Source organism: Mariniflexile ostreae (genome assembly GCF_042427585.1).
Lineage (GTDB): Bacteria > Bacteroidota > Bacteroidia > Flavobacteriales > Flavobacteriaceae > Pseudalgibacter > Pseudalgibacter ostreae.
This window is the reverse complement of the sequence record NZ_JBHMFC010000033.1, coordinates 41,912-54,352: the sequence shown is the minus strand read 5'-3', so window position 1 is coordinate 54,352 and position 12,441 is coordinate 41,912. Positions and strand designations below refer to the sequence as shown.

Below are 12,441 nucleotides of genomic sequence, written 5' to 3'. Positions count from 1 at the left end.
AAGAGTATATATCGTTTGTAAAAACGCTGTTTTTTAGTGTTTTTATAAGACAGTAATCCATTTTTTATTTTAAAAACTATTGTAGTTGCAAACTATGGCACCATCCAATCATAGAATCACTTTTAAAGTTTTAATAGGCTATATTATTCTTGGTATATTGGCCACTATATCGGGGTTTTTAGTACTTTCCGAAATAAAAACTTTTACACAATTACAAAAACAGGAGATTTCCGATCGTAGTGAAATTTTAAAAACGGGCAGTTTAATTGCCGATATTTATAAGAATGAAAGTTTGGCCCGAGCCGCCATTCAATTAAATTCTACTTCAAAATTTAATGAATATCTTCTTGAAAATGAAAAACTAGTATTAAAAATAGATTCTTTAAATGTTTTAGTTTCTAGTAAAAACCAAGTATTTATCTTAGATAGTATTAAGTTGATTATTGATAAGAAACTAAAAAACATTACCGATTTAAAAAATTTAAAGAGTCGTGATAATTCTGATGAATCTATAAATAACGCCATAAATAAACTAAGTTCAATAGATTCGCTGTTAGGTAAAGTTACTATAGGTGATCTTGTTAAAAATCCTAAAACATTAGATGCTAAAACCCGAATAAAATTTGAGGAATATGTTAGAATTCTCAATAAGTACAATCCTCAAGATTCTATTAGCAGTATCGGACAAAAACAAATCGATTCGTTGCTTTCTATTTCTAGAAAAATGTTAAAAGCAGCACAAATAGAAACGAGCCTTCAGCGTAAAAATTTACAAAATAAAGAGCGGCAACTTATTGAAAACGATTTATCTGTTTCTAGAAAACTACAAGAGCTGTTAAGTAATTTGGAACGCGATATTATTCGCTATTCCAACAGGATGAACAAACAACGGGAGGCTACTTTAAACCACAGCAAAGACATTATTCTTTTTGCAGCAGGAATCAGTTTTATTATCATTATTGTGTTTTCTATCATTATTTTAAATGATTTTTGGAAAACCCAGAGGTATCGAAAAGAATTAGAACAGGCAAATAAAACCACATCGTCGCTTTTAAAAAGTAGAGAACAGTTAATTTCTATGGTAAGCCACGATTTAAGAACGCCTTTAAGCACCATATCTGGTTTTAGTGAGTTGCTCCAAAAAACATCACAGAGTTCTAAAAATCAGAATTATATTGAACATATACGAAGTGCTTCTGCTTACATGGGGCAATTGGTAGATGATCTTTTAGAGTTTTCAAAACTTGAAAATGGTAACATCCATGTAGAATCGATTCCTTTCAACTTAGAAAAACATATAGAAGACATTATTAAAAACATAAAAAGTATTGTGGATGATAAGCCAATAACGTTTATTATAAACCATGATAAAGCTATAGATTGTTTACTTATTAGCGATCCTTTTCGCATAAAACAAATTCTCTATAATTTGGTTGTAAATGCTTATAAGTTTACAGACGAAGGAACCATAACCATAAGCAGCTTGCTTAAAAAAGAAACGAATGTAAATCGCTTAGAAATTTCGGTAGCAGATACCGGAATTGGTATCTCTAAAAGTAAAGTAGATACTATTTTTAAAGCATTTACACAAGTTGGCCCCCATACAGACCATAAAAAGAATGGGTTTGGGCTAGGACTTAATATTTCAAAAAAATTAGCCACATTATTAGGCGGAATTTTAAGCTTAGAAAGCGAAAAAGGGAAAGGTAGTACATTTACCTTAAACATTCCTGTAAAGCTTTCTAATAAGCTTTTAAATAGTTCTGAGACTTTAGAGCAGGATGCTGTTTTTAATTTAAATGCTTTAGTTATTGAAGATGATGTTTCCATGCAACAGCTTTTAATAGATCTTTTAAAACAGTATGGCATAAAAACGCTAGTATTCGATAATGCTAAAAAGGCTTTAGAAACAATTGATAGTATTGATTTTGATTTGGTATTAACCGATATTCAACTTCCAAAAATGAACGGTATCCATTTTATGGAACTTCTAAAAAAACATAAATCTTATAGTCAACAACCTATTATTGCGATGACGGGTCGGGCCAATATGTCTCGAGAAGATTATATAAACAGTGGTTTTTCCGAAATTTTAATAAAACCTTTTGACTCTAAAAAGATACAAAGTCTTTTAAAGCATTTTTTTGATACTCCAGTAGTAAAGCGTCATGAAAAAAAGATAAATAAAGCCTCTAAAAACATACAGAGTTTTAATACTGAAGCTTTAGGCTCTTTTTTAAATAGCGATAGTTTTGCGATAAATAAAACGTTAAGTACTTTTTTAAACGATACGAAGAAAAATCAAGCGGCATTAATTCAAGCTAAAAGTATACATGATATTAAAAGTATTAATCATTTAAGTCATAAAATGCTTAGCATGTTTAATTTGCTTGAAGTAAAAACCCTAACACCTTATTTAGAACGTTTTGAACAAGCAGATACAATCGATGATAAAGTTTTTAATGCTTTTAATAAAGAGTTAACACAGCTTATAACGACTTTAGAAACGTATTTAAGTTAATATTAATAGTGATTAAGGGATTGTTTATTTACTCTTTAGCATCGTCAATATCGTATTCTTTTATTTTATTATAAAGGGTTTTTCTGGTAATGTTCAGTAGTTTTGCAGCATGTGTTTTATTATTACCCACTTCTTGTAATGCATTTATAATGAGCGCTTTTTCATTTTCTTTTGTAGAAAATTTATGTGAAGATACCGCAGTTTCTTTTTTAGGATTTATTAATTCACTTGGTAGCGCATGGATATCGATAATTTCGGATGTGGATAATAAAGCGGCTCTTTTTATAACATTAGAAAGTTCTCGTAAATTCCCTGGCCATTGATAATTTTGAAAAACAGATAAGACTTCTTTTGAAAAGCCTATAACCGTTTTATTAAGTTGTTTATTAGCATGCTCTAAAAAGAAATCTGCATATAAAATCAAATCATCATTTCTATCTTTTAAATTGGGTACTTTTATAGAAAACTCATTTAAACGATGGTAAAGATCTTCTCGAAAGTCGCCTTTTTCAACGGCCTCCAATAAATCTTCATTGGTGGCGGTAACCAATCTAATATCTACTTGTATTTCGTCGCTACTGCCAATAGGCTTAATTCTTCTTTCTTGCAATGCTCTTAGTAATTGAATTTGGTTTTCGTAAGTTAAATTTCCAATTTCATCTAAAAAAAGCGTTCCACCGTTAGCTGCTTCAAAATGGCCTATTTTATCTTGAATAGCACCTGTAAAGGATCCTTTTTTATGACCAAAAAACTCACTAGATGCTATTTCTTTTGGTATAGCGCCACAATCTACCGCAATAAAAGGTTCATCAAATCTGGAACTTTTTAAATGAATATGTTTTGCAACAACCTCTTTTCCTGTGCCACTTTCTCCCGTTATCAATACAGACATATCTGTAGGAGCTACTAACTTAATATAGTCGTTAAGCGCTTTAGATGCCGCACTAATACCTTCCACAAATTGAGAAGATTCTTTACTTTTATGAGCTTTGGGTTTATCTACATTAGACTTTTTTTCTAAATTTTTTTCGACTAATGCATTGCTAATAACCTCAAGAACTTCATCGGGATTAAAAGGTTTGGAAATGTAATCGAAAGCCCCTTGTTTCATGGCTTGCACAGCTGTAGAAACTTCTGCATAGCTGGTCATGAGCACCACGGGTACATGAGCCATAGTTATTTTTATATCTTTTAAAAAAGCAATGCCATCGCCATCGGGAAGACGTAAATCGGTAAAAATTAAATCATATTTTTTTAATTTAATTTGCGCCGTTGCATTTTGTAAAGTATAACATACATCTACTTTATGTTGATGCCGTTCTAAAAACAATTTAAGCATCTCCGAAAAGGTGACATCATCTTCAACCAATAGAATATGTTTCATAATTCAAATGTATTACTCACAAAAATATTAAGATTAAGTATCATTCTCTTCTAAAACTATCATAAATAAAAAAAAGACGTTTTAAATTAAAACGCCTTTTTTACAAAAATGGATACTCTAGATATACCTCAAATCTCTAGATTACCTTACTATTGTGCTGTGTTATTAGAAATATCACTTTCTTTAATCCAGTTTCCATCTTTATCTGCATATACCGTACCATTACTTCCCTCTATAGAAAGAATCAATTGGTATTGCTCACTGCTGTTTACAAATGCTTTAGTGATTGTTGCACCTGCAAAATCTTTTTCTACAGCTGTTGTAACGGCCTCTGGCAATTGATCTACTGCTACCTCTTGAAACTCATCGTTCATTACAACGGTTACTGCTGCCTGATCGTTTAAAATTGGATTTGATAAAGCGAAAGTTGATACGCCACTTGCTACTATTGCTACTGTTAAAATTAACTTTTTCATATTTTTAAAATTTAAGTTTTATTTATTATAATGGTGTTGACCGGATATTATTTCCAATCGATTTTTATTTATTTATTGAGCCGTGTTAGAAGCAATATCCGCTTCACTTAACCAAGCCCCATCTTTAGCTGCATAAACCGTGCTATCGCTTCCTTCTATAGAAAGGATCAGTTTGTATTGCTCACTACTATTTACATGTGCTTGACTTATGGCAGCCCCTGGAAAATCTTTTTCTACTGCACTGGTAACTGCTTCAGGCAATTGATCTACTGCTACCTCTTTAAACTCTTCTTGGTTCATAACAACGGTTACTGCTGTTTGATCGTTTAAAATTGGATTTGATAAAGCGAAAGTTGATACGCCACTTGCTACTATTGCTACTGTTAAAATTAACTTTTTCATGTTTTTAAAATTTAAGTTTTTATTTATTATAATGGTGTTGACCGGATATTATTTCCAATCGATTTTTATTTATTTATTTATTTATTTATTTATTGAGCAGTGCTAGAAGCAATATCCGCTTCACTTAACCAAGCGCCATCTTTAGCTGCATATACCGTACTATCACTTCCTTCTATAGAAAGGGTTAGTTTGTATTGCTCACTACTATTTACATGTGCTTGACTTATGGCAGCCCCTGGAAAATCTTTTTCTACTGCACTGGTAACTGCTTCAGGCAATTGATCTACTGCTACTGCTTTAAACTCTTCTTGGTTCATTACAACGGTTACTGCTGCTTGATCGTTTAAAATTGGATTTGACAAAGCGAAAGTTGATACGCCACTTGCTACTATTGCTACTGTTAAAATTAACTTTTTCATGTTTTTAAAATTTAGGTTTTATTATTTTTATTTTACTGGTGATGGGATGTTATATCCTATCGTTTACTTTTTTTATTATTATTCGGCAGTGTTAGAAACGATATCGGCTTCGCTTAACCAAGCCCCATCTTTATCTGTATATACCGTACTATCGCTTCCTTCAATAGAAAGGGTTAGTTTGTATTGCTCACTGCTGTTTACATGTGCTTGGCTGATGGCCGCTCCTGGGAAATCTTTTTCTACTGCTGCTGTTACGGCCTCTGGCAATTGGTCTATCGCTACTGCTTTAAACGCTTCTTGGTTCATCACCATGGTTACCGCTGCTTGATCGTTTAAAATTGGATTGGATAAAGCGAAAGTGGATACACCGCTTGCTACTATGGCTACTGTTAGAATTAACTTTTTCATGTTCTTAAAATTTAGGTTTTATTATTTTTATTTTACTGGTGATGGGATGTTATATCCTATCGTTTACTTTTATTATTATTATTATTATTATTATTATTATTCGGCAGTGTTAGAAACGATATCGGCTTCGCTTAACCAAGCCCCATCTTTATCTGCATATACCGTACTATCGCTTCCTTCAATAGAAAGGGTTAGTTTGTATTGCTCACTGCTGTTTACATGTGCCTGGCTGATGGCCGCTCCTGGGAAATCTTTTTCTACTGCTGCTGTTACGGCCTCTGGCAATTGGTCTATCGCTACTGCTTTAAACGCTTCTTGGTTCATCACCATGGTTACCGCTGCTTGATCGTTTAAAATTGGATTGGATAAAGCGAAAGTGGATACACCGCTTGCTACTATGGCTACTGTTAAAATTAACTTTTTCATATTTTTAAAATTTAGGTTTTATTGATAATGTTTTATATTATTAGTAAAGAAATAAATGTGCCACGGATATGATTGTAATCTGTTATTTTATTAAGTTGTTGTGTATTAATGTATTATGTTTTTTTAGGTTTTTCTTCAAGATATTTTTTTGTGTAAAAAGTGTGTAAAACATTTTAAAACTGTGTAAATTTTACACGAATTTGCGCACCTAAATAACGTATAGAACTTTTAGCTATGCCAAAACCTATAACTAATTATGCCTATTTTTTTTATATACCAGCTTGGCGCTTCATGTAACACCATTAAATTTTATTACATTAGGCAGATTAAACAGTTCCTAAACTTGAAACCATTTTATTTTTTATTTTTTATTCTCTATGCTTTAGTTTTTAACACGATAAAGGCTCAAGAACTTCCACCTATAGAAAACTTTTCACCAAAACATTATCGGGCTGCAAATCAAAACTGGATGGTTTCTCAGTGTGATAACAATTATCTTTACTTTGCCAATGCTTCGGGCTTATTAGAATATAATGGTTCTACATGGAATTTGTACCCCACTCCAAATGGATCTGTAGTGCGATCGGTAAATGTAATAGACGATTTGATTTTTACAGGTTTTTATATGGATTTTGGATATTGGAAAAGAGATGACTTTGGTACGCTCCATTATACCTCATTAATAGATAAACTTAAAGTTCCATTAATTAAAGATGAAGATTTTTGGAAAATAGTCCCATATGAAAATCGAATCCTATTTCAGTCTTTAGACCGTATTTATATTTATAATCCAATAGATGAATCTTTTATTGTTATAGAAGCTATAAATAAAAGAGCCGGAATATTTATTCTAGATAAAAATATTGTCTTTCAAAATATGGATAAAGGCATTTTTACAATAGAAAACGGAGAGGCTGTGTTAATATCTGACGACCCTATAGTGCGTAATAATACGTTAGTTGGAGCTTTTTTATTACATAAACAAAAAATACTTCTTACAGAAGATGGAAAATTTTATCATTTAAAGGAAACAGGTATAACGAGATGGCATATTCCTGCAGATAAAGATTTAGTTTCTGAAAATATATATTGTAGCATTCAATTAAACGATAAAACTATTGTATTAGGTACTATTTCTAATGGTATTATCCATATAGATCATTCAGGGCAAACCATAGAAAAAATAAATAAGGAAAAAGGATTATATAATAACACGGTTTTATCCATTTTTGAGGATCATGATCATAATTTATGGTTAGGGCTAGATAACGGTATCAGTATCTTAAATTTAAAATCACATTTTCAATTTTATACCGATTTAAAAGGGAAACTGGGTGTCGTTTATACGGCTAAGCAGTTTAAAGAGAACTTATACCTTGGCACGAACCAAGGTCTATTTTATAAAACAACAGATGTAGAATCTGGGTTTAAATTAGTCCCAAATACAGAAGGGCAAGTTTGGTTTTTAGAAGAATTATATGGGGAATTGTTTTGTGGGCATAATAATGGAACCTATGTGATAGACAATCATCAAGCCCATAAAATTTCAGATTTTCCCGGAACATGGAAAATTGAAAAAATAAAGAATATGCCTCATTTATTACTTCAAGGAAATTATAAAGGCTTAAGTATTCTTGAGAAAGAGAACGATACCTGGAAATTTAGGAATATAGTGGAAGGTTTTGACGTATCTAGTAGGTATTTTGAATTTATTGATAAAAATAAATTATTATTAAATAATGAATATAAAGGCCTGTTTACTCTAACATTTAATGATGAATTTACAAAAATAAACCATACAATAAATGAGCCCTCCCATGGATATGGATCTTCTTTGGTAACTTTTAATAAACATATATACTATACCTCAAATTTTGAAGCTAAAGTATTAAAGTATGATTTCGATAACAAAGCCTTTTTTGAGGATACGTTATTAACAGAGAAATTTTATGCTAAAAACAATGAGATAAAAGGTGTTTTGGTTTCCACACCTACAACAAATACGCTTTGGGGCTTTTCTGATAGAAATATAATTAGCGTATCTCCTGGAAAATTTAAAAATAATTTAGAGGTTAAAAACATTCCTATATCAAGCCATTTTCGCAGGAGTTTAGGAATTATGGGTTTTGAAAACTTAGCGTGCTTAAAGAATGGGGCTTTTTTAATTGGAGCCTCAGATGGTTATGCTGTATTAGATATTAATAAATTTAAGACCCAGAAATATGATATAAAAATAAATGTTGTACAGAAAAAACTTAAAAATACAGCTTATAAAACGATTGCCTTAAATGGTTCTTCATATTTTAAATCAAACGAAAATAGTTTTAGGTTTTTATTTAGTGTTCCCGAATTTAGTAAGTATACACATGTAGAATATCAGTATCAATTAGAAGGTTTCTACAATGAGTGGAGTTTATGGTCCACAGAGCCAAGTGCATATTTTAGCAACTTACCCTTTGGAACCTACAGTTTTAAAGTAAGAGGACGAATAGGAAATACATTAACAGACCAAATAGAAACTTATAATTTTACAATAGATAGACCTTGGTACCTATCAAACCTTGCCTTATTTATATATGTAGGGTCTTTACTGCTTTTTACTTTTCTTATGCACCATGCCTATAAACGGCACTATAAAAAACAACGTGAGAAAATAGTGTTTGATAATCAGCGTGAATTAGAATTAAAGGCATTAGAAAACAAACAACAACTCATGCGATTTAATAATGATAAATTGCGCCAAGATGTTGAAAGTAAAAGTAGAGAGTTAGGTATTTCTACCATGAGTTTAATTAAGAAAAATGAATTTCTTAGAAGCTTAAAAAAAGAAATTATAAAAGTACAGAACACTAAAAATATAAAACCCATTATTAAAATTATTGACAATAATATTAATAATACAGACGATTGGCATACGTTTGAAGAAGCCTTTAATAATGCAGATAAAGACTTTTTAAAGAAAATTAAAAGCATACATCCAGAGCTTACTTCCAACGATTTACGTTTATGTGCGTACTTACGATTAAATCTTTCTTCAAAAGAAATTGCGCCTTTACTTAACATATCCTCTCGAAGTGTAGAAGTAAAACGCTACAGATTGCGCAAAAAAATGAATTTAGAGCACGAAGCAAGTTTATCCGACTACATTTTAGGGATTTAATTCCACAACAAAATCTTTTTTCACCTATACATTACCACAACATTTAACATTTTAAGTTAAAAATTTTGTTTTTTTAAATAGTTAAAAAGCTTTATTAAACCTGATGTTTATTACGAATTTAATAAAAATCTAATCCTTTTTTAAAAATGTATGTTTTTTGTAGCGGTTGTAACATGTAATTCTTGATTTTTTAAGTTTAGCTTTACTTTAAACTAAATTAAACTTTATATGAGACATACACTTTTTAAAATTCTAGCCCTCTTTTGTGTTGCTTTGGTAAGTGCACAACATGTAGATGTTAGCGGTAGTGTTCAAGACGAAACAGGTTTACCAATACCTGGTGCGAATATTATTATTAAGAACACGAATAAAGGAACAACAACAGATTTTGATGGTCGATTCAGTCTTATGGGCGCACAACTGGGTTCCACAATTTCAGTTAGTTATATAGGTTATATAACTAAAGAAGTAAAAATTGAAAATACCAACCCATTAATCCTTCAGCTAAAAGAAGATTTAGCGCAACTAGATGAGGTTGTTGTAGTGGGTTACGGTACACAGAAAAAGAAAGATGTTACTGGGGCTGTATCTATTGTAAGTGCTGCAACTCTTGAAGACTTAAGACCCATTGATGCTGCCCAAGCGTTACAGGGTACTTCTGCAGGGGTTTCTGTTACGGCGCCTTCGGGTTCTCCAGGAGGTGGCTTTAATATTTTAATTAGAGGCATAAGTTCTAATGGAGATAATGGACCTTTAATAATCATTGATGGGTATAAAGGCGATTTAAACTCCATAAATCCTAGTGATATCGAAACCTTTTCTATTCTAAAAGATGCTCAAGCTGCTATTTATGGAATAGAAGGGGCTAATGGGGTCGTATTGGTTACAACGAAATCAGGCAAGAAAAACTCTAAAGCTAAACTTAGTTATAATGGCTATACGGGTATTCAAGAAACCACGCGCGAGCTACCTTATTTAAATGCCAGTGAATATGCTTTAATTTTAAACGAAAGTTATGCCGCAAATGGTCAAGCATTACCTTTTCCTAATGTGAATGGCTTAGGAACGGGAGTCGATTGGCAAAACGAATTATTTAATTCAGCGCCTATTATTAACCATAATGTATCCGTTTCTGGTGGAGGCGAAAAAAGCACCTATTATTTTGGGGGCTCTATTTTAGAACAAGATGGGATAATTGCTAGCGATAAATCTAATTTTCAAAAAGCGAATGCAAAAATTAAATTAACGTTTGATCTTTCCGATAAATTAAGCTTTGCAACTTCTGCTAATTATTATAACACCAATAGAAAGACCATTGGTGAAAATGCTTTGGGAACACCATTATTTAATGCGCTTAATTATGCTCCTACATACGGCATAAATAGGCAAGACACCTCAGGTTTTTTAGGTAATGAAGTAGTTAACCCGCTTTCTCAAATAGCGAATACTTACAATACTTATTCAGGAAATGCCATAGAAGGTACCTTTCAGCTCGAATACAAGCCATTTGAGGGTTTTGCTGTAACGTCACGTATTGGTTTAAAATCCTATGATGATAAAGGAAAAACATTTAGTCCCATAGTGAATTATGGTTCAGGTAAAGTTTTCAATACAGATAGAAGTAGTGTCAATCAATATAGAAATACCAATAACTCCTATACCTGGGATACCTTTGCTACCTATAGTAAAACGTTTAACAATACCCATAATACTACATTTACTTTGGGTACGAGTGCTCAACGGGCTTGGGGTGATAATTTAGACGCTACGGGTTTTGATGTCCCGAATAATTCTTGGGAATTTGCCGATATTTCTTTGGCAAACGGGATAAGCGAAGCCAAATCTAATAGTTCTTATATTTATGATTCTAGGCTATCATCCTTTTTTGGACGTGTTCAATATGATTTTAAAAGTAAATATTTGCTGTCTGCTATGATTCGTAGAGATGGGTCTTCAGATTTTGCACCAGACAACAGAATTGATTACTTCTCTTCTGCAACTGCTGGTTGGAAAATTTCAGATGAAGCCTTTTTTAAAGGTGTAGACGCTATAAATTTTTTAAAACTTAGAGCCAGTTACGGTACTTTAGGTAATAATGTAGGCGACGATTTATACAGAGCTTTATTAAGCGGAGAAGCTACTTATGTTATTAATGGTGCATTAGTAACCGGAACGGCAAATGGGAGACTCCCAAATCCAGATGCTACATGGGAAACTGCAGAAAAACTGGATATTGGTTTAGACATGAATTTGTTTGGCAATAAACTTGAAGTGGTTGCAGATTATTTTGTAGAAGATAGAAATGATTTATTAATCGAGAATTTTCCAGTTTCAGGAATTTTAGGTGGTGGTGCTCCAGGTGCTGGTTTACCAACAGTTAATGCAGGAACTACAAGAAATAAAGGTCTTGAACTTTTTCTAAATTATAAAGAAAGAGTCTCTGATAACTTCTCATTTGGGATTAGCTATAATGCTACTAAAATAGAGGGCGAAGTTACTGCTGTTAATAACGGGGTTATCTCAGAAGGAGGTTCCTTTAGTGTTGGGCAGCCTGCTATTTCTAGAATGGAAGTGGGGCAGCCTATTGGATACTTTTACGGTCTTAAAACGAACGGGATTTTCCAAAATCAAGCTGAAGTAGATGCACATCCATCACAAGCTGGTCTGGGCGCTGTTGCTGCACCTGGTGATATTCGTTTTGTAGATACCAATAACGATGGCAAGATAACCATTGAAGATAGAACGTATTTAGGGAAACCACAAGCAGATTACATTATGGGCTTAAACTTAAGCTTCGATTATAAAAATTTCGATTTTAGCACGTATATGTATGCGGAATTGGGTAAAGAAACTGTGCGTAATTACGAACGTGATCAACCCAATGTAAACCGATTGAACATGTATTTAAACCGATGGACGGGTGAGGGTACAAGCAATGCTGTGCCAAGGGCCACTACGGGTGCAACAAGCAATAAATTGTTTTCAGATTTCTATGTGGAAGACTCTTCCTTTTTAAGGATCCAGAACATTCAATTAGGCTATTCTTTGCCACAAGCAGTTATCGAAAAATTGGGGATAAGCAAATTTCGTCTGTATGCCTCGGTAAATAATGCGTTTACACTAACGAAATATAATGGATATGATCCTGCAGCAACAAATGGCGATGCTATTGGTGGTGGAATAGATTATGGTTTCTACCCTATTTCAAGACAATTTATTTTAGGTTTAAACCTATCCATTTAAAA

Annotated in this window: 9 protein-coding genes; 3 read left to right on the top strand and 6 right to left on the bottom strand. The window is 32.5% G+C overall.

Features of this window, described 5'->3' with window-relative positions; all coding sequences use genetic code 11:
- Positions 1 to 94 precede the first annotated feature (94 nt).
- A complete protein-coding gene (locus tag ACFFU9_RS08725) occupies positions 95 to 2,521 on the top strand; it encodes an ATP-binding protein (RefSeq protein ID WP_379861058.1) in 2,427 nt (808 codons plus the stop codon).
- A 28-nt stretch (positions 2,522 to 2,549) separates the two neighbouring features.
- On the opposite strand, the gene ACFFU9_RS08720 is transcribed toward ACFFU9_RS08725, so the two are convergent.
- From ACFFU9_RS08720 to ACFFU9_RS08695, 6 genes are all read right to left on the bottom strand, one after another.
- Positions 2,550 to 3,905 carry a sigma-54-dependent transcriptional regulator gene (locus ACFFU9_RS08720; protein ID WP_379861019.1) on the bottom strand — a complete coding sequence of 452 codons (1,356 nt, stop codon included), beginning with the start codon at positions 3,903 to 3,905 and terminating at the stop codon, positions 2,550 to 2,552.
- A 149-nt stretch (positions 3,906 to 4,054) separates the two neighbouring features.
- A complete protein-coding gene (locus ACFFU9_RS08715; RefSeq protein ID WP_379861018.1) occupies positions 4,055 to 4,381 on the bottom strand; it encodes a hypothetical protein in 327 nt (108 codons plus the stop codon).
- A gap of 72 nt (positions 4,382 to 4,453) precedes the next feature.
- Complete coding sequence (locus ACFFU9_RS08710; protein WP_379861017.1) at positions 4,454 to 4,783, bottom strand: hypothetical protein; 330 nt, start codon at positions 4,781 to 4,783, stop codon at positions 4,454 to 4,456.
- Between the two features lie 89 nt (positions 4,784 to 4,872).
- Positions 4,873 to 5,202: a hypothetical protein gene (locus ACFFU9_RS08705; RefSeq protein ID WP_379861016.1), complete on the bottom strand. Its 330-nt coding sequence runs from the start codon at positions 5,200 to 5,202 to the stop codon at positions 4,873 to 4,875.
- A 78-nt stretch (positions 5,203 to 5,280) separates the two neighbouring features.
- Positions 5,281 to 5,610, bottom strand: coding sequence for a hypothetical protein (locus ACFFU9_RS08700; protein ID WP_379861015.1), 330 nt, complete (start codon positions 5,608 to 5,610; stop codon positions 5,281 to 5,283).
- A 96-nt stretch (positions 5,611 to 5,706) separates the two neighbouring features.
- Positions 5,707 to 6,036, bottom strand: a complete 330-nt coding sequence (locus tag ACFFU9_RS08695) for a hypothetical protein (RefSeq protein WP_379861014.1) — start codon at positions 6,034 to 6,036, stop codon at positions 5,707 to 5,709.
- Between the two features lie 343 nt (positions 6,037 to 6,379).
- Here ACFFU9_RS08695 and ACFFU9_RS08690 point away from each other — a divergent pair, with 343 nt between their 5' ends.
- Together ACFFU9_RS08690 and ACFFU9_RS08685 are read left to right on the top strand one after the other, a co-directional pair.
- A complete protein-coding gene (locus ACFFU9_RS08690) occupies positions 6,380 to 9,196 on the top strand; it encodes a triple tyrosine motif-containing protein (RefSeq protein WP_379861013.1) in 2,817 nt (938 codons plus the stop codon).
- 228 nt (positions 9,197 to 9,424) lie between these two features.
- Positions 9,425 to 12,439 carry a SusC/RagA family TonB-linked outer membrane protein gene (locus ACFFU9_RS08685; protein WP_379861011.1) on the top strand — a complete coding sequence of 1,005 codons (3,015 nt, stop codon included), beginning with the start codon at positions 9,425 to 9,427 and terminating at the stop codon, positions 12,437 to 12,439.
- Positions 12,440 to 12,441 lie beyond the last annotated feature (2 nt).

Bases quoted from the DNA above. Each gene is read 5' to 3' on its own strand.
- ACFFU9_RS08720 (WP_379861019.1), bottom strand. From the start codon at position 3,905: ATGAAACATATTCTATTGGTTGAAGATGATGTCACCTTTTCGGAGATG.
- ACFFU9_RS08695 (WP_379861014.1), bottom strand. From the start codon at position 6,036: ATGAAAAAGTTAATTTTAACAGTAGCCATAGTAGCAAGCGGTGTATCC.
- ACFFU9_RS08725 (WP_379861058.1), top strand. From the start codon at position 95: ATGGCACCATCCAATCATAGAATCACTTTTAAAGTTTTAATAGGCTAT.
- ACFFU9_RS08705 (WP_379861016.1), bottom strand. From the start codon at position 5,202: ATGAAAAAGTTAATTTTAACAGTAGCAATAGTAGCAAGTGGCGTATCA.
- ACFFU9_RS08700 (WP_379861015.1), bottom strand. From the start codon at position 5,610: ATGAAAAAGTTAATTCTAACAGTAGCCATAGTAGCAAGCGGTGTATCC.
- ACFFU9_RS08685 (WP_379861011.1), top strand. From the start codon at position 9,425: ATGAGACATACACTTTTTAAAATTCTAGCCCTCTTTTGTGTTGCTTTG.
- ACFFU9_RS08710 (WP_379861017.1), bottom strand. From the start codon at position 4,783: ATGAAAAAGTTAATTTTAACAGTAGCAATAGTAGCAAGTGGCGTATCA.
- ACFFU9_RS08715 (WP_379861018.1), bottom strand. From the start codon at position 4,381: ATGAAAAAGTTAATTTTAACAGTAGCAATAGTAGCAAGTGGCGTATCA.